Source organism: Acinetobacter sp. ACNIH2, from assembly GCF_002934965.1.
Lineage (GTDB): Bacteria > Pseudomonadota > Gammaproteobacteria > Pseudomonadales > Moraxellaceae > Acinetobacter > Acinetobacter tandoii.
The window spans coordinates 3,457,422-3,476,716 of sequence record NZ_CP026412.1; the positions used below are offsets into that span (position 1 = coordinate 3,457,422).

Annotated in this window: 14 protein-coding genes and 2 pseudogenes; 12 read left to right on the forward strand and 4 right to left on the reverse strand. The window is 35.8% G+C overall.

Going from position 1 to position 19,295, the window contains the following annotated elements:
- Window positions 1-420 precede the first annotated feature (420 nt).
- From C3F34_RS16445 to C3F34_RS16475, 7 genes and pseudogenes are all read left to right on the forward strand, one after another.
- Window positions 421-1,650, forward strand: a complete 1,230-nt coding sequence (locus C3F34_RS16445; RefSeq protein ID WP_044740705.1) for an aspartate aminotransferase family protein — start codon at window positions 421-423, stop codon at window positions 1,648-1,650.
- A pseudogene (astA, locus tag C3F34_RS16450) lies at window positions 1,651-2,466 on the forward strand (arginine N-succinyltransferase); the annotation flags it as partial.
- A gap of 71 nt (window positions 2,467-2,537) precedes the next feature.
- Window positions 2,538-3,628, forward strand: a protein-coding gene (locus C3F34_RS16455; protein WP_104442269.1) for an IS4 family transposase whose coding sequence is annotated in 2 segments (ribosomal slippage) — window positions 2,538-3,078 and window positions 3,078-3,628 — 1,092 coding nt in all. Because the reading frame shifts where the segments join, the coding sequence is not laid out codon by codon here.
- A 3-nt stretch (window positions 3,629-3,631) separates the two neighbouring features.
- The gene (locus C3F34_RS16460) at window positions 3,632-3,877 is read left to right on the forward strand and encodes an arginine N-succinyltransferase (protein WP_104442121.1); all 246 of its coding nucleotides are present in this window, start codon (window positions 3,632-3,634) and stop codon (window positions 3,875-3,877) included.
- Between the two features lie 684 nt (window positions 3,878-4,561).
- A complete protein-coding gene (locus C3F34_RS16465; RefSeq protein WP_016167981.1) occupies window positions 4,562-6,025 on the forward strand; it encodes an amino acid permease in 1,464 nt (487 codons plus the stop codon).
- Between the two features lie 239 nt (window positions 6,026-6,264).
- Window positions 6,265-6,735, forward strand: coding sequence for a hypothetical protein (locus C3F34_RS16470; protein ID WP_044740704.1), 471 nt, complete (start codon window positions 6,265-6,267; stop codon window positions 6,733-6,735).
- A 235-nt stretch (window positions 6,736-6,970) separates the two neighbouring features.
- On the forward strand, window positions 6,971-7,633 hold the full coding sequence (locus C3F34_RS16475) for an IS1595 family transposase (RefSeq protein WP_104440784.1): 663 nt from the start codon (window positions 6,971-6,973) through the stop codon (window positions 7,631-7,633).
- Window positions 7,634-7,764: 131 nt separating this feature from the next.
- Here the strand turns inward: C3F34_RS16475 and C3F34_RS16480 are convergent, their stop codons facing one another.
- Window positions 7,765-8,832 carry an asparaginase gene (locus C3F34_RS16480; RefSeq protein ID WP_044740703.1) on the reverse strand — a complete coding sequence of 356 codons (1,068 nt, stop codon included), beginning with the start codon at window positions 8,830-8,832 and terminating at the stop codon, window positions 7,765-7,767.
- A 300-nt stretch (window positions 8,833-9,132) separates the two neighbouring features.
- On the opposite strand from C3F34_RS16480, the gene C3F34_RS16485 reads away from it, so the two are divergent.
- The 3 genes from C3F34_RS16485 (at window position 9,133) to C3F34_RS16495 (ending at window position 11,934) form a co-directional block, all read left to right on the forward strand.
- Entirely contained in the window at window positions 9,133-10,422 is a 1,290-nt protein-coding gene (locus C3F34_RS16485; RefSeq protein ID WP_104442122.1) for a dicarboxylate/amino acid:cation symporter, read from the forward strand.
- 1,008 nt (window positions 10,423-11,430) lie between these two features.
- Complete coding sequence (locus tag C3F34_RS16490; RefSeq protein WP_016167977.1) at window positions 11,431-11,655, forward strand: hypothetical protein; 225 nt, start codon at window positions 11,431-11,433, stop codon at window positions 11,653-11,655.
- A gap of 165 nt (window positions 11,656-11,820) precedes the next feature.
- Window positions 11,821-11,934 (forward strand): hypothetical protein, encoded by a 114-nt coding sequence (locus C3F34_RS16495; protein ID WP_016167976.1) that lies wholly within the window; start codon window positions 11,821-11,823, stop codon window positions 11,932-11,934.
- Between the two features lie 108 nt (window positions 11,935-12,042).
- Here the strand turns inward: C3F34_RS16495 and C3F34_RS16500 are convergent.
- The 3 genes and pseudogenes from C3F34_RS16500 to C3F34_RS16515 form a co-directional block, all read right to left on the reverse strand.
- Window positions 12,043-13,118 (reverse strand): IS3 family transposase gene (locus C3F34_RS16500; RefSeq protein ID WP_104440995.1). Its coding sequence is split into 2 segments (ribosomal slippage): window positions 12,043-12,866 and window positions 12,866-13,118, totalling 1,077 coding nucleotides; the frame shifts between segments, so codons are not numbered across the junction.
- A gap of 119 nt (window positions 13,119-13,237) precedes the next feature.
- Window positions 13,238-14,635 carry a PLP-dependent aminotransferase family protein gene (locus C3F34_RS16505; RefSeq protein ID WP_104442123.1) on the reverse strand — a complete coding sequence of 466 codons (1,398 nt, stop codon included), beginning with the start codon at window positions 14,633-14,635 and terminating at the stop codon, window positions 13,238-13,240.
- A 213-nt stretch (window positions 14,636-14,848) separates the two neighbouring features.
- Window positions 14,849-15,480 (reverse strand): annotated as a pseudogene (locus C3F34_RS16515) (cytochrome d ubiquinol oxidase subunit II); the annotation flags it as partial.
- Window positions 15,481-16,065: 585 nt separating this feature from the next.
- Between C3F34_RS16515 and lysA the strand changes: the two are divergent.
- Entirely contained in the window at window positions 16,066-17,667 is a 1,602-nt protein-coding gene (gene lysA, locus C3F34_RS16520) for a diaminopimelate decarboxylase (protein ID WP_044740699.1), read from the forward strand.
- The gene (locus C3F34_RS16525; protein ID WP_104442125.1) at window positions 17,654-19,246 is read left to right on the forward strand and encodes a class I adenylate-forming enzyme family protein; all 1,593 of its coding nucleotides are present in this window, start codon (window positions 17,654-17,656) and stop codon (window positions 19,244-19,246) included. The genes lysA and C3F34_RS16525 overlap by 14 nt, the downstream gene beginning before the upstream one ends.
- Window positions 19,247-19,295 lie beyond the last annotated feature (49 nt).

Below are 19,295 nucleotides of genomic sequence, written 5' to 3' on the forward strand. Positions count from 1 at the left end.
GTCAATTTGGAAAAAAATAATTCATTTTAGAAAAAACTACAAATTTTTTAAGTCATTTTGATCCTTAATAATAGAAAAATGCGCTAAGCCTGCTGATGATTCGGTTTTATATCAAACTTAAATTCAGTTAGAGATCTAAAGTCTCGCTAAAGGGTTTTAAGCGCAGATGGAAGCTTAGGTCGTTAAGGGAAAATAGATGACTAACAAAGAAAATCATACTGGCAACGCGATTGTAGGTTCTTCTCCTCAATCCAAAATTTCACACGGTCTCAAGCCGTCTTCATTATTTTCTGTTTCCTATAACGGCTATTGCTACACGGAATTAGGGCACATCACACAGCCGCATGAATGAATATCCAGACCTATTTCTAAGCCACTAAAGATAAAGCGAATTTAAAACCTATAGGAGAAAATAGCAAAATGAATAACTTAGCAGTGACACGTCAAAACTTTAATGATTGGATGGTTCCAGTTTTTGCCCCAGCAAATTTTATCTTAGTTCGTGGTCAAGGCTCTCATGTTTGGGATCAAAACGACAAGCAATATATTGATTTTGCAGGCGGTATTGCAGTAAATGCATTAGGTCATGCACATCCAGTTGCAGTTCAGGCCTTAACGGAACAGGCGACTCAACTTTGGCACATTGGCAATGGTTATACCAATGAGCCTGTTCTTCGTTTAGCAAAGCAGCTCGTTGAGAACACGTTTGCAGACAAAGTTTTTTTCTGTAATTCAGGCGCAGAAGCAAATGAAGCTGCTTTAAAACTTGCACGAAAAGTTGGTTTGCTCAGTGGTCACGCAAATAAAAATCAAATTGTTGCGTTTAAGAATGCATTTCACGGCCGTACTTTATTCACTGTGACTGCTGGTGGTCAGCCAAAGTATTCTCAAGATTTCGCACCGCTACCAGAAGGTATTCAACATACTGCATTTAATGATTTAGAGCAGGCAAAAGCCGTGATCAATGAAAATACTTGTGCCGTTATTGTTGAGCCTATTCAAGGTGAAGGCGGCGTACTTCCTGCTGATCTTGAGTTTTTAAAAGGCTTGCGCCAACTCTGTGATGAACATGGTGCAGTGCTTATTTTTGATGAAGTCCAAACAGGTGTTGGGCGTACTGGCTCACTCTATGCTTATATGAATACAGGTGTTACTCCTGACATTCTAACCACTGCCAAAGCTTTAGGTGGTGGCTTCCCAATCGGCGCGATGATTACCACAAATCAATACGCCAATATGTATGCAGTGGGTGATCATGGCACAACTTATGGCGGCAACCCATTGGCTTGTGCAGTGGCAAATGCGGTATTCGAATTTATCAATACACCAGAAGTTTTAGAGGGTGTTCAACAACGATTTGATTATTTTGTCACTGGTCTAAATAAGATTAATGCCAAATTTAATGTATTTGAGCAAATCCGTGGTCAAGGCTTACTGATCGGCTGTGTGCTTAAAGCTGAGCATGCAGGTCAAGCCAAAAATATTGTCAATTTAGCAGGTGAGCAAGGCTTACTGGCACTGGTTGCAGGTCCAAATGTTGTTCGTTTTACGCCTTCACTGATTATTCCATTTGAAGATATCGATGAAGGCTTAAGTCGTTTTGAGCAAGCTCTTGAAAAATTTTCACACGAATTGAAGGAGTGTGCATAAATGATGATTATTCGTTATATTCGAGAAGATGATATCAATGACATTTATCAACTTGCTGAAAAAGCAGGTTATGGGCTTACTTCATTACAGCCTAACTTGGAAATTTTGGCGGCAAAACTGAAACGCGCTTGTGACACTGTGCGCGGTAAACTAAGCAAAGCAGATCAAGGCTATTTCTTTGTTTTAGAAGATACCAGCATTAACAAGGTGGTTGGACTCTGTGGAATTGAAGTTGCTTTGGGCTTAAGTGAGCCATGGTACAACTTCCATGTGGGCACTCAAGTACATTCTTCAAAAACACTCAATGTGTATAAGGCACATCAAACTTTGTTTTTGAGCAATGACCATACTACGTGCAGTGAATTATGTACGTTGTTCCTCGATCCAGATTATCGTAAAGAAATGAATGGAAAATTTCTTTCAAAAATCCGCTTCCTGTTTATCGCAGCATTCAGAAATATTTTTGAAAAACGCATTGTTGCTGAAATGCGCGGCTATTCGGATGAAGTCGGGAATTCTCCGTTCTGGGATGCAGTCGGACATAAGTTTTTCGATATGGAATTTAGAAAGGCAGATTATCTTAGCGGTACAGGGCAGAAGTCTTTTATTGCAGAATTGATGCCACGCTACCCATTATATGTCGATATGTTACCTGCTGCAGCCCAAGAAGTGATTGGTAAAGTCCATCCAAATACTTTACCTGCATACAAATTACTGTTGGGTGAAGGTTTACGTTTCCAAGGTTATGTCGATATTTTCGATGGTGGTGCGACTTTAGAAGCCGATGTAGAGAACTTACGTTCAATTAAAGAAAGTCTTTGTACACGACAAAAAAAGACAACTCATTGAAATAATGGCATAATACTTGTTTTCTGACGACGAATATGATGACACATTTCAATGAGTTACATCTCATCTTAAACAAATATCTAAAGTGGAACAAGTCACGTGTAAAATGTTTTACACTGATTATGCTGGCATTAATTGTAAAACAGACATGTAATCTTTCTTCTGCATCTAAAGCCTTACCCATCACGTGCTTACCACAATCATTTTATCGACGTATACAACGCTTCTTTGCAGATCAGTATTTCGATTATCGTCAAATTTCTCAGTTAATTTTCAATATATTTTCATTCGATAAAGTCCAATTAACTTTGGATAGAACCAACTGGAAATGGGGAAAACGAGATATCAATATCTTGATGTTAGCCATCGTCTATCGTGGAATAGCGATACCTATTGTTTGGACATTGCTCAATAAACGTGGAAATTCAGATACAAAAGAGCGTATTGCTTTGATTCAACGCTTTATCTCCATTTTTGGTAAAGATCGTATTGTGAATGTGTTCGCAGACAGAGAATTTATCGGTGAGAAATGGTTTACATGGTTAATTGAAAATGACATTAACTTCTGTATACGTGTTAAAAAAACTTTATTGTGACCAATCACTTAGCCAAGAATCATAAAATTAGTGATTTATTTCGTCATCTTCAAGTTGGTCAAACAGAATGTCGTAAACGACGTATTTGGGTTGGTCGAGTGAAACTGTATATTAGTGCGCTACGATTAGAAGATGGAGAACTTTTACTTGTTGTTTCTCCTATGTTTAATGCTTCTGCTATTGGTGATTATGCATTACGCTGGGAAATCGAAACCTTATTTAGTTGTCTCAAAGGACGTGGATTCAATCTTGAAAATACTCGTTTAACAGACCCTAGACGAGTCAAGAAATTGATAGCAGTGCTAGCGATCGGTTTCTGTTGGTGCTATTTAACAGGTGAATGGCAACATGATCGAAAAAAAGCGATAAAACTAAAGAAGCATGGACGACTTTCAGTAAGTTTATTTCGCTACGGTTTGGACTATGTTCAGATGGCTATTCTACGTTTGATTGGTTTTGGAAAAAAAGAAGAATTTAAGAAAGTGCTAGCAATTTTAAGAAAGAAAAAGCCTGATAGGACAAGGGCCCTATGAAATTTGTCGTGTACAGAGAAAGAAAGTACTGTTCTTCCTGTTGAAATTGTTGACACAGCAACTTTGGATGAAGCTGAACCCTACTTAATTTCAAATGATCATTACCAAGACTACCGTGGCATTTTAGTTCAGCATGATCCTGAACATAAAACTATACAGCTAACACAAACGCAGGCTGAGCAACTCAAAGTAACTCAGGGTGATGTGGTTCGTGTGTTGTCCTTAAATCCGAAGGAACATAAAGCATGATTCAGGGCAAATAATTTATACAAGGGCAGTGGCTGAATGGGCTTAGTGCTGAATGGATTAAGACAGATCCAGTCTGCAATAGTGCTTTCTATTGATTATTGTGCGTGGCCTATAGCTTCATTAGAAAGTGACTAAGTTATTTTAGCTGATAAGCTTTCACCTGATATTTTTTATCAATATCAGGTTTTTTAAATACTCAGAAAATCCGCAATTGAATTGATGGTTTTCTATTTTAAACCATCAATTTTTAAAATAATGCACACTAGACTAATGGATAATTGCAACCATTTACTCGTATATTTTTTAACTAAACGTACATTTTAAAGCAAACAAATGGTTTTAAATTAAACAAAAACAAAGAGCAATTAAACAAAAAAGTCTAAAGCGTGCTGTATGATCCAGCAGAAATTTTATTGGTTTTAAATACCGAACTAAACTAAATCAACCTCGTTACAGGATGAATATTTATTTTAAATTTTTGGAGCGATTATTGGATTTTAAATAAGATGTATTTAAGTCATCCATTTAATTAGAAGCAATAAAGCTAGACTTAAGAAAGCAGAATAAATCGATTCTATTCTCTATTATTTAGATTAATTTTAAATAAATGAGTTTATTCATTATGTGGGTTAAGTCGTTATTAAAGGATTTGTAACGGTTGTTATAAATTGGAGTAAACATTACATGAGTAAGAACAAGGGAAAGCAATTTCTAGAAGGAGACCTTCTTGGCAGTCAACACATGACTGAACAAGATGAAGAAAAATTGCAACGCTCATTGACAAATCGTCATATCCAGATGATTGCGATTGGTGGTGCAATCGGTACAGGATTATTTATGGGTTCTGGTAAAACACTGAGTGTTTCAGGTACTTCAATTATTCTGACTTATTTAATTATTGGCTTTTTCTTTTTCTTTGTTATGCGTGCAATGGGAGAACTATTGCTGGCCAATACAAATTTTAAAACCTTTGCCGATTTTGCGACCGCGTATTTAGGACCATGGGCAGGTTTTTTTTTAGGTTGGTCATATTGGTGTAACTGGATTATTACCGCAATTGCAGATGTTATTGTCATAGGTGGATATATGCAATTTTGGTATCCAGATATGCCCGTATGGATACCTGCTTTTGCTTCACTTGCCATTTTGACCATATTAAATTTTGTTGCGGTAAGGATGTTTGGTGAATTAGAGTTTTGGTTCTCTCTGATTAAAATTGTTGCGATTATTTTATTTATTGTTGCGGGGCTTTATTTAATTAGTACGCACTATGTTTCACCAAATGGTGTCACAGCATCTTTCTCACATTTACTAGAAAGTGGTTCGATGTTTCCATATGGCTTAACTGGTTTCTTGGCAGGCTTCCAAATTGCCATTTTTGCCTTTGTTGGTATTGAATTGGTCGGAACCACGGCTGCTGAAACCAAAGACCCGCACAAATCTCTACCTAAAGCGATTAACTCTATTCCGTTAAGAATTTTACTGTTTTATGTAGGTTCATTGGTTTGTATTATTGCCGTGACATCTTGGGCACAAGTTTCACCAGAAAAAAGCCCATACGTTGAAATGTTTACCCATGTCGGTTTACCTATTGCCGCGGGCCTAATTAACTTTGTTGTTGCAACATCGGCTCTTTCTTCTGCCAACAGTGGTATTTTTGCGACCAGTCGCATGTTATATGGTTTATCTTTAGAAAATGATGCGCCTAAAAGCTTTAGCAAATTGTCAAAACGTAAAGTTCCGATTCGTGGCTTAGTTTTCTCTATGCTATGCGTAACGCTTGGAACATCAATTCTATTTATTGTGCCAAATGTTATGACTGCATTTACGATTATTTCTGCATTGACTTCAATTTTATGTATTTTTACATTTATGTTGATTGTACTTTCTTATATTGCATATCGTAAAAAAGATCCCGAATTACATCTTAAATCAAACTATAAAATGCCAGGTGGTCTATTCATGGCATGGTTTACTATGCTGTTCTTGGTATTCACGATTGTCATTTTAGCATTTGATCACGATACTTTAATTGCACTTGTACTTTCTCCAATTTGGTTTGTGGGTCTCTTTATCGGTTATCGCTATAAAAAGAAAAAAATATTAAAGCTGAATCTATTGGATCAAAGTAAAGTCGACTACGTTTAAAACATTTCTTTAAAACGATAGGCTTAAACAGCTAGAATCCAAGCTTCTAGCTGTTTTTTTAAATCCATAAATTATAAATTTTGATAACCTACTGATAAGAATAAAGTCGTCCAAAAATAAGGATAAAATTCAATAAGATTTGTTTTATTTAAACCCATTTCAGCTCTTCTTTTTTTTAAAAAAAAGGCTTAGAGTATTTCTATAACAATAATCTTCTCACGGATACGGGGAGTCATAAAATGAACAATATTCACAAAACAATTTGTATTTTATGTTTCATTGGCCCATTTTTTTCTATAGCTCAAGCGGAAACCTTGTCTGAACATTCGGACTTGACGAGTACTACGGCTAGCTCTGGAGAAAATGAATCAAATCCATTAGATCAGTATGCAACAGACCCCTCAACTTTCTCTAATGCTGCATTATCCATCGCATCGTTTTCCGCTTTAACTCAATATGAACGTGCCAGTAATAAAAAAAATGAAAGTATACAAATGCCTCCAGAAATCAAAAACCTAGAAGAAACAAAAGCAAATGCGGCAAAATCTGTCTTTCATCGATACAACTATCTGCTTACTAGTCGCTCAGCAGATTATAGCTCGAAGACCAATTATTGGTGGAATGCCAGTAATTATAGTTGTATTGCAACAGTTACATACAATGGACGAATAAATGCTGTGAATAGAGTGAATTCTTCAGATTGTCAGTGATATTTATGAGGCTAAATTCTAAGTTAGAATGATATTTTCAGTCTTCATAAAGAAGGGGGGAGTAAGATTTAAGCTATTTTTGCTAAGTGGCGATTGGCAAAATATTACAAACTTAAGAAGTAATGTTGTTTATAGATACCAAAAATATCGAGGAAATAACAAAAAAACATCACAAAAAGTTTTTTAGAAAAAAATAGGCTCTAGACTAGCAGACTAGTTATGTTGGTCTGTAATCATGATTAAAAACAGTAAATTAAGCCACTACAAGATTAAAAAAATCATTCAATGCTTTTGCATTGATATACCCGCTTCTAAAACTGCATTATTACTCAATTTAAATCGTAATACGATCAACTATTGGTACATGCTTTTTAGGGAAGCTATTTATGATCATCAAACAGATTTAAGAACTAAATTTGTAGGTTCTATTGAAGTGGATGAAAGCTATTTTGGCGCTAAACGACAACGTGGTTTTCATGGGAAGTTAAAACGTGGTCGTGGCACTTTAAAACAACCCGTATTTGGAATATTTGAACGGGATGGGCGTGTTTATACTGAAATCGTTCCTGACTGTAAAATGAAGACTTTACAAAAGGTTATCTTAGGTAAGGTGGCACTAGAAAGTGTCATTTATAGTGATGGATGGCGAGGCTATAATGGTCTAGTTGATGTTGGTTATTCAAAGCATTTCAGGGTAAATCACGGAGCAAATGAGTTTGCTAGAGGACAATGTCACATAAATGGAATAGAATCATTTTGGAGTTTCTGTAAACGAAGATTATCCAAGTTCAATGGTATCTCAAAAGATTATTTTGACTACCATCTGAAGGAGTCTGAATGGCGTTGGATGAGAGAACCTAATGAGTTAGCAACTGAGTTGTGGAACATCATTAGATAAAATTAAGTATAAATCTGCTAGTCTAGAGCCAAAAATATATTGATTGAAAGTATGAAAACTAAAAGGCAGATTCAACTATTTTTTGCTGAATCTGCCTTTAATGTTTTAGATCAATAACGTTAATTTAACGCTTAGTAGTTCCAGAACATGTTTTGAATTTCTTTTGCATCATTGGTTTTAGTTAATGCTAAAGCCATTAAAAGACGTGCTTTTTGTGGATTCAAATCATGTGCTGCAATCCAACCATATTTATCATCAGGTTGTTCGGCATTACGAAGAACAAATCCTTGCGCAACACGTGATGAACGTACAATTTGAATACCTTGTTCATCATGTAATTTTCTTACTTCAGGAACTAGATAATTCGCCATTGAACCGTTACCTGTACCTGCATGAATAATCGCTTTCACGCCAGCTTTAGCAAAAGCTTGGTATGCATCAGGCAACATATTGTCCGAACCATACACAATTTGTACGCTTGGTAATGCATCACCCTGAATTTTTTCAATATTAAATTCAGAATTATTGGTATGTTTTTTTACAGAACTTCTGAACCAGTAAGGTTTACCTTCAACCAAAGTTCCTAAAGCTCCCCATTGACTTACAAAGGCATTGGTATGAATGTTGATTCCTTTTGTAACATCACGTGCTGCAAAAATCGAATCATTCATTAGTACCATTACGCCTTTGTTTTTTGCTTCATTAGATGAAGCAAGCGCAACAGCACTATACAGATTTAAAGGACCATCTGCCGATAAAGCAGTAGATGGGCGCATAGAACCTACCAATACGATTGGCTTGTCTGTATGAACAACTAAATTAAGAAAGAATGCCGTTTCTTCCATGGTGTCTGTACCATGAGTAATCACTACGCCATTCACTGAAGGTTTCTTGACTAGATCATTTACTTGACGGGCTAAAGACAACAATTCCTTGTCTGTAATACTTTCAGATGCAACTTGAAGTGCCTGAATACCCGTAACATTCGCCAAATCGTTTACTTGAGGGACTGCTTTAATTAGCGCATCAACAGGTACTTTTGCAGCACTATATGTTGCACTATTCGTTGAACTTGCACCCGCGCCAGCAATAGTACCGCCCGTAGCAACAACAACAACATTGTTTTTTGCATAAAGCGACATAGATGATGCAAGGAGAGTAAGTGCCAAGCCGCATGATTGGAGAGTTTTACTTATCATTAACCAAATCCTAGTTCTGTCAATTCCACTGTAATGTTTGATTTCAACAAACATATTCCATATTTAAGTTTCTTTAATTCAAACAGTCATTGGCATTTTATATAAATACTTAACAATCACTATGCATTTTTTGCATAGATAAATACTTTTTTGCATTGTTAATTTGTATTGATATTGTTTAGATTCAGCCAAACACCCCTAAGTCAAATGGATATTTGACTTAGTAGGAAGGAAATCAGAACATCTTATAAAACAATAAGATGTTTCTATAGATTCTAGGGTATTAAAAGGAAATTTTATATGAATCAGAAGAAACTATTAAAGTTTATTCTAGTTGCTATGGTCTCTGGAATATTAATTGGTTGGCTTTTTCATAGTAATTTGAGCCCTACTCAGGCTGAAAACATTGCTTCATATTTTAAGATTCTTACAGATGTATTCTTAAGATTAATTAAAATGATTATCGCTCCATTGGTATTTGCCACGATTGTCTCTGGCCTCATCTCAATGGGTAAATCATCATCTCTAGGTTCAATCACACTTAAAGCAATGAGTTGGTTCATTGGCGCTTCACTTATCTCTCTACTTTTAGGCATGGGCTTAGCCAATTTATTTCAACCTGGTGTGGGTATGAATCTCCCAATTCCAACTGCACCAGTTGATGTCGGTGTAACTGCAACAAATCTAAGCGTACAAGGCTTTATTACACATATTTTCCCGAAAAGCTTCGCTGAAGCCATGGCGAATAATGAAATTCTACAAATTTTGGTGTTCTCTATTTTCTTTGGTTCAGCACTTGCATATGTCCATCATCAGCAAGATGAAGGTACCGTGATTGCAAAAATTATTGATGAATTATGCCGTGTCATGTTCCGTATTACAGACTATGTCATGACGTTTTCACCAATCGCTGTATTCGCAGCAATTGCATCCGCAATTACCTTAAAAGGTCCAAAAATTATTCTCGACTATAGTGTTTTTATTGGCGAGTTTTATGCAAGTTTACTCATTCTTTGGACAATCATCATTACTGTAGGCTACATTTTTCTTAAAAAGGATGTTTTCCGTTTACTCAAAACAGTACGTGAACCAGCCGTTTTAGGTTTTGCCACTGCAAGTAGTGAATCGGCTTATCCAAAGCTTATGGTTGCCTTAGAAAAATTTGGTGTACCTAAGCGCATTACCAGTTTTGTACTACCATTAGGTTATTCATTTAATTTAGATGGCTCAATGATTTATATGTCTTTTGCAGTGTTATTCATTGCACAAGCTTATAACATTGAATTAAGCCTATCCCAACAAATTTTAATGCTTTTAACCTTGATGATCACCAGTAAAGGGATTGCAGGTGTATCTCGTGCTTCATTGGTGGTTATTGCGGCAACATTGTCGATGTTTAAATTACCAGAAGCAGGTATTTTACTTATTCTTGCAGTTGACCATTTCCTTGATATGGGACGTACCGCAACCAATATTATTGGTAACAGTGTTGCAACTGCTGTAATTGCAAAAAATGAAGGAAATAAAGTTGAAGAGCACGCAAGCATTTTGGCGCAACCGCTCATTCCAAATGATCAAAATGCATCCTAAACAGTCAAAATGATTTTATTAATGATTGTATTGTTGAAAAAACATCGCCTAGGCGATGTTTTTCTTTTTATTATCATAGATTTCTAATAAGGTTAAAAGGTGAGTGCTAAACGTTTTCACTTTTTCTTATTATAGAAAAAGATAAGTAGCACAAGAATGATCGCCATGATGAATGTAATAATAATTGTTTCCATAGCTGGACCTATTTGTCATAGATTTACTCTAATTTTAACATAGACTTAAAAACTAAGACTGCTTTTTCTTTGAGATTGAAGTTCTAAGTTAAACCACTCTTTATTTTCATTGCACACTCAACATCGTCCACCAGATTGCTGGCTGTATAGAGTCCATTCCAATAAACAATGAGGGCATTGGATAGATTTTTTATACAATAAATCTTGTAGGGAAATGAATATTTTTCCTTTACATGCTTCATTGGGACAAATTACCCCTGAACTGTATGAATTATTTGGCATATTTCATCCTTAAGAAACTTAATATCAAATATAATATAAATTGTTGATTTAGAAAAAGATGAGTTTTTTTGATTGACCACATAAAGCCGAATCTTTCGTTCCATAAAATTCAGTTATTCTGTGTAATGGATGATGATCTTCTCAAATTTGTATCAATCTAAATGAAATGTATAGAACAAATTTATGTTATTTAAGCTTTTCCTGCTTAACTACAAAAGTATAAATAGCTTAATTCCATCTGTGCACTCACTCTTAAGATGGCCGAGGTTTCTCCGTATCGAATTTAATCATCATCTATTCAAGAGCATGCAGTTTTAGTAAAGGACTTAAACAAGATTCACATGCAAAATAGGCTTCTTTTATGTACGTAAAGTTGTTAAATTGATATAGTAGTTTTTATCACTAAATGTAACAAAAATGATAAACACATCAATAAAATTAAGAGTGAATCACTACACGTGTTGAAGAAAAAACTCAGGATGTTATTCAAAATAACTTCTTAAAATTGATTCCGTGACTTAGGATATTCCTTATGTCAAATTTTATCATTATTGCTAAGCAATCGGGCAGAGAAGTGTATTATGGCACTCGCGAATGTAAGCAAACCATACTGGGTTCGCTTCCAGAGTGGTTGGCTAGCTTAAATGATGGTAATTGTCACTATACGGAAAAAAGGGCAAAGGAATTGGTGCTACTTTTGAAATCTCATTATCGAGACTCTGATCAAATCACGGATATTTCTGTTCGGGAAATATAACGCATTCTATAAATCATTTTCTCAAAGGCAACAACAAGCTAAAGCTATTATTTTTAATGATATATACGTGCTGTCTGTTATATTGATTTCGACGCGAACTGTACCTATTGTTAAATTTTATGGGCAGTAAAATAATAACTAAGTTAGGACAGCAAGGCATTCACTATGAATTTTTTACTTAAAAAAAATAAAGCTTGGTTTGTATTCTTTATCATTACCTTATATTCGTTTCTCGGGTTCTTTATCGGTTTTATTATTTGGGAATATTTTTTAACCTGAGATGTCCTTGTATTTGAAGATCAAGTTTAATACTCGGTAGCTGAATAGGTTTCAAATCTAAAGTACACCGGTAATCCTCCCATAAATAACCGAAGTTAAAAGTAGAGGTTAAGCAGCCATTAGAGGTGGCCTTCCTTTGTTAGCTTGGTGTGGTCTTTCATGATTGTAATGCCACAGCCAATCAGTTGCGTAATCCTGAACTTCTTCTAACGTATCAAACAAATGCTTGCTCAGCCAACTATAACGTATAGTCCGATTATATCGTTCAATATACGCATTCTGCTGTGGCTTACCCGGTTGAATATATTCAATACGAATACCGTGCTCAGTAGCCCAGCGCACAAATTCGTGACTGATAAACTCGGGGCCATTATCACATCGGATCACTAACGGTTTTTCTCTCCACTCCAGCAATTGATTCAACGTACGAATGACCCTAATTGTGGGCAATGAGAACCCTGCTTCAATGGCTAGGCCTTCGCGGCGGTAATCATCAATCACATTCAATAATCGAAACTTGCGACCATCGGAAAGTTGATCATGCATAAAATCCAGTGACCAAACCTGATTTGCACGTATTGGCTCTTTCAGTGGTTCAGGCACATGTCGTTTTAGTCTTCTTCTCGGTTTAATACGCAGATTCAGTGCCAACTCACAGTAAATGCGATAAACCCGCTTGTGATTCCAGCAGTGACTCTCAACATGCCGTAAATACGAGAAGCATAGACCAAAGCCCCAATCGGTATTTTCCTCAGTGAGTTCAATGAGCCGTTCTGCAATGAGCACATTGTCATCACTGAGTCTAGCCTGATAACGGTAGCAGGTTTCACTTATGCCAAATGCAGTGCAAGCTAAACGGATACTAACAGCATGTTGGGCCACTGCCTGTTGAGCCATCTGACGTCGACAAGATGGCTTTACCACTTTTTTGACATCGCTTCCTGAATAATTTCTGCTTTTAATCGCTCTTCAGCATACATTTTTTTCAGTCTGGTATTTTCTGTTTCCAACTCTTTCAGCCGTGCCATCAAAGATGTATCCATGCCGCCATATTTAGCACGCCATTTATAGAAGGTTGCATTACTCATACCATGTTCACGACAAAGGGCCGCAACAGGTGTACCAGACTCCGCTTGCTTCAAGATGGACATGATCTGGCTGTCAGTAAATTTAGATGTTTTCATGCAGAATCTCCTGCTTGTATCTTAAGAGAAAATTCTACTTTTAAGTCCTATTATTTTTAGGGGGGATTACCCACCTAGGTAAAAAGTCGCAAAACCTGATTATTTTGATCAAGACTGAACTATCGCTCTGAAATCTGAGCAATCAAAAGGTCTATCTTATTGATCATTTCATCGTTCATTTCGAAAGAACAGTTGATACGGATGTGGTTCTGCTTTTTATTTTTCCGATAAAAAAGGATACTTGGGGCGACACCAATATCATTCAGAATCATTTGTTCATAAATGCGACTGCTATCAATATGTTGTGGTAGGGTAATCCAAAGAAAATAACCTGAAGGATAATAACTGACCTGACAATCTTCGGGTAATTTCTTTATTAAATATTGATAATATTGATTTTTTAATCGCTTAAGCGTATTTCTCAAATTCTTTAAATGTTTTTCATAATGGCGATGTGTTAGATAATCTGCCAGTGCATTTTGAATAAAAGAGTTTACCGAGATGGTGCTCATAAGTTGCACATGCTGTATATGTTCAGAGAATTTTCCCGCATAGACCCAACCTACACGAAAGCCAGCACCTAATGTTTTAGAAAAAGAAGAACAATGCAGCACTAAATTTTGTTGATCATAATATTTCATAGAAAGTGGTTTTTTTTGATCATAATAAAGCTCTTCGTAAACATCATCTTCGATTAAATAAATTTCATGTTCATGTAAGAGCTTTGCTAATTCAAATTTGATGTCTTCACTTACCGTAAACCCAATTGGATTATGACTATTCAGCATGAGTAAACAAACTTTAATAGGGTAGCTTGTAATGGCTTTTTTAAAAGCTTCTAAATCTAGGCCATGTTCTGGGTGTTCTGGAATGGTAATGACCTTTAAGCCCAAATTTTCGGCAGCTTGCCATGCACCATAAAAAATGGTTTCTTGTAAAAGAATGTAATCACCCATTTGAGTCATGGCTTTGAGGGATAGATTTAAAGCATCTAACCCACCCGAGGTAATTACAATATCTGAAGGATCTGTAGGAATACCTTGCATACAATAGCGTTGGGCTATCTGTTTTCTTAATTCATAATTACCAGGTGGTAAACTCGGTGTTTGTTCATAGCTAATACGGTGTTTTGCCTGTTGTGCTAAGGTTTGCATCAGCTTAGGAGAATAAAGCAATTGGCTATTTGGAAATGCACTTCCTAAAGGTACAATTTTTTCAGATTGAATTGATTTTAAATATCTAAAAACTAAAGAGTTGATTTCTATTTTTTCATTCAGTACAACCTTTTTGGCCAAAGCAGTCTGTAATGGATTGTCAGCAACGAAATAACCTAATTTTTCTTTTGAGTAGATGAGTCCTTGTGCTTCAAGTTCTTGATACGCGTTCATAACGGTAATCAGACTAAATCCTGATGTTTCCGCTTGTTGACGTAATGAAGGAAGTTTTTCGTGTAGCTTCCAAGTTCCTGTTTCAATCAGATGTTTTAGACTTAGTGCAAGTTGTTCTGATTTATACATAAAGAATTATGCTCATCTTAGAAATGGATAACAGCCTTAATACAGCTATCCACAGTTTAAAGTAGGAGGTTGATTATTAATATGCAAAGCTTAACAAAAGTCTAAAGAATCCAGCAATTAAGCTAAGCGATAAGAAACCCAAAAACCATAATAGAATGAACCAAGCAGTCGGACTCAATCGATTTTGCAGTTTTTGCATCGTCGTTATCTCCATTAATGATAGCCTTCATCACCTATACGTACTTTGTCACGAAATACCCAATAGGACAAAAAGGTGTAAATCAGAATAATTGGAATTAGAATGACGGCACCCACCAACGCAAATTTCATACTGGATTCAGGTGCCCCTGCTTGCCAGATAGATACAGAAGGAGGAATGATATTCGGTCATAAACTAATGACAAAGCCTGTAAATGCACGGAAGACTAAACCGAGTGTAAAAACAAAGGGTTGAACGTCTTTTTGTTGAGCACATGCTTTAAAAATCAATCCCGATAAAATCAAAACAAAAACAGGGACTGGACTGAAATAGAAAAGATTCGGCATCGTAACTATAGTAACTATAAATACCATTCTGAGTTTCAATGCCTTGAATATAAGCTCCTAAAATGACACATTGAAAGAAACTTGAGAAAAAAATAACCACCACTAAAAGCCAAATCCCAGAGGTATTTAGTGCGATGTGCTTTAAAGCGAAACTCAAACACTACACCTCTAATAATCCAAGCTACGACCATCAGAATAATCGGCTGATACAGTGCAGATAATACGGTTGAATAAACTAAAGGGAAGGCAGCAAATAATCCTGCGCCACCTAAAACCATCCAAGTTTCATTACTATCCCATTATTCAAATTGCCCCATATGACCAAATCACAGATTGCACTGAACTTAACAAGCATAAGTTACTATTTAAACGTAAAGATGAAACTTATATAGGAATATGTGAAAAATTTTCAAAACCAAATGCACAATTTCTCTGCGCGAATAGAAGTTATAGCTTGGAACAAGCATCCAGACTGATTGAAGATATGTTTTATGCAGAGTATATCTATGAAAAACTATCAGTTTATGCTGAATACATTCAAACGTGGTTACAGAAAGATGCCTCAAATCTCAAGATAATGACTTAATTTAAGCCATATGACAAAAATCTGACTTAACAACATTAAGATGTGAAAAATTCCTTAAAAAAAGATTACAGCAAAACTTATGCTTCCACATGAATTTCAGCGATAAATCTTTCATGCATTAATTATAGACCTTATAAATTAAAAAAAATCCTAATCCGACAATTTTGATTAAACTTCACACAACAAGCATAAAACTATTTTAGTTGCAATTACCAAAAGAAATACTTTGCGCGCAAAGTATTTCTTTTGTAGAATTGTGCCCGAATTATATAAGTACAAATTATTGGAATTTTTAGAAATGAATATATCTCCAGATACTTTATTGAAAGTAAAGAAAAATTTTGGGACACCGACGTATATTTATGATGAAAGCCAGTTGAAAAGCAGCTTTCAAGAACTAAGAAATGCATTACCAGAATGTGTTGATATTTTTTATGCTCTCAAAGTTAATCCTAACTTATCTGTTGTTAAATTAATCAAGTCTTACGGTGGGAACACCGAAGTATGTTCTTTAACTGAACTAGAAATTGCAATAAAAGCGGGTGTGAACCCTCAAAATATAATTTTCTTGGGGCCAATGAAAAAAGAAGAAGAACATAGACGCGCTTTAGAATTAAATATTTTTGCTATTGTTGTTGAATCTGAAGAAGAACTCGAAAAATTATCAGATTTAGCTACAAAAATGGGGGTTTTAGCGCCAGTAGCAATACGTATTAATCCGAATTTCTCAGCATCTGGTTCTCCATGGAAAATGGGGGGTAGACCAACACATTTTGGTATTGAAGAAGAAACAGCCGTAAAAAAAATGGGGAGTTATGCAAAACTTCCGAACATTCATCTAAAAGGACTCCATGTTTATAATGGAACAAAAATTTTAGATGCACAGTCTATTTACGACAACTCAAAATATGTTTTAGAGTTATTTGAAACTATTTCACGTCTGTATGGATTAGACCTGACAATGGTTGATGTTGGCGGTGGTCTGGGTATTAAGTATTATGAAAATGAAAAAGATCTAGACATCAAAGAATTAACAAGATTATTACATCCTTTATTCAATGACTTTCACAAGAAACATCCTAAAACTCGCATCATTATGGAGTCAGGACGTTTCATTGCTGGTAAAAGTGCGGCTCTGTTAGTGACTGTTGATAATATCAAGCAAAACCATGGCAAAAATTTCGCCGTAACCGATGGTGGAACAAACTGCCATTCAGCAGCTGTAGGTTCTGGTCAGGTTTTAAAACGAAATTTTGAGATTATTAAAGTTACTGATCAAAAATCAGATGAAATTGAAACCTACCATGTTTCTGGACCATTATGTAATCCTGACGACTTATTAGCAAAAGATATAAAACTTGAAAAATTAAAATCTGGCGATCTTCTTGCAGTCTTATCATCTGGTGCTTATGGGGCTACGGCTTCCCCAACATTATTTCACGGTCATGGCTATCCAGCAGAAGTTCTGTACTCAAATGGAAATCTAAATTTAGTACGTTATAGAGATACAGTTGAAGATATTATTTCGATGCACACCGATATTTCATTAGAGCAACTGCTAGGACAAAACAAAGTCATTACTGAAGAAAAGCATAATGAAGTCATTACAGATGACACACAGCGTATCGTTGCCACTATTGTTAGTAAAATTCTAAAATTACCTCAAGACAAAACTATTCTTGCGAACTCTCATCTTCGTGATGATTTGGGGATTGATTCACTTTCTTCTGTAGAAGTATTGGTCGCTTTAGAGGATCAAATCGAACATTTCTTTGTTAATCCAGAAACGATAGAACCGAAGCATTTCAATACAATTGAAACACTTGCATCTTATATCGAAGTTGAAAAAAACCGCTTTAATCAAGTTGAGATGAAGGAGCAGTGTCATGCAAATGTGTAATGTTTTACTGCATCACACTTTACCTTATGTCGCACAACAATATGCCGAAAAGGTAGCAGTTGTAGAGAATGGAATCTCCCATTCTTACGGCAAGATTGATGAGTTGTCTTCGCGCTTAAGTGGCTATTTACAAGCTCAGGGTCTTCATCGTGGTGATAGAGTAGTACTTTGTTTAGGAAATAAAGTAGAAACTATTATTGCTTTTTGGGGCGTACTGAAAGCGGGCTATGTTGTATGTAATGTAGGCTTAGACACAACCGCCGATAAATTAAATTATATTATCGATAATTCTCAGGCTTCCATTTTGATCACAAATGATCAAAAGTTTCAAGATGTATCTGTAGCATCTAAAAGTATTCTATTTAAAAGTGTTGTTGTTACCAATTCAGTAGTGAATCCTGATGTAGATTCATGGGAGCTAGCAACTTCTTACAATGAAGTAGAATATCTGAATAATAATATTCTCGACATTGATTTAGCAGCCATTGTTTATACGTCTGGCTCAACTGGAACACCCAAAGGTGTAATGCTGACACATAGAAACATGTGTGCAGCATTAGATTCATTGAATACTTATCTAGGTTATCAAGAATCAGATCATATTCTTTGTTCACTGCCATTATCGTTTGACTATGGTCTTTACCAAATGATTATGTCTATGAGTAAAGGTGCAACGTTATTTCTCGAACAGGAACTTACATGGCCGTTATTTTTAATTAAAAAAATAAAACAGCATAAGATAACGGTCATTCCATTTGTTCCTACGATGCTATCACTTCTCTATGAGTATTCACATCGATCAGGCGTTATCTTTCCTGATGTCCGAATAGTAACAAACACAGGTGCAGCACTGAAATCTCATCACATCCAGCAGATGAAATTACTCTTTCCGAACGCAGAAATATTCTCTATGTATGGGTTAACGGAGTGTAAGCGCTGCACATATCTCCCACCAGACCAAATTGATAATAAACCTGATAGTGTTGGTATCGCAATTCCCAATACAGAAATGTGGTTAGTGGATTCTCATGGAAACAAAATTAATAAGCCAAACCAAATCGGCGAACTTGTGATACGTGGTGCAACTGTTATGGCAGGGTACTGGCGCGATACTAAAGCGACCCAAGAAAAACTCAAACCAGGACCTTTGCCTAATGAATATGTCTTACATACTGGCGATTTGGGCCTTATTGATGAAGATGGTTACTTGTACTTCCGTGGTCGCACAGATCACGTTATCAAATCTCGTGGTATGAAAGTTAGCCCTGTTGAAATTGAAAATTATTTCTATAGTTTGCCTAACATTGAATCGGCTGCTGTCGTTGGCATTGAAGATGAGAACTTAGGTGGCACCTTACATGCTTTTATTCAAATAGCTGATAATGAAAATATTAACGAGCTTGAGCTATTAGGAAAATGCAGAAATGATTTGGAACCTCATCAAGTTCCCAATACGATCAGATTCTTGAATTCGTTTCCCCGCACTCCAAACGGTAAATTTGATTTAATCCACTTAAAACAAATTATTGAGAGCGAATTAGCTGCCGAAACAACCTCAAGATCAGATGTCGCTGTTTAAAAGTTATTTAATTCGTCGAGACTTAATTTAAACAGAAAACGATATGAAT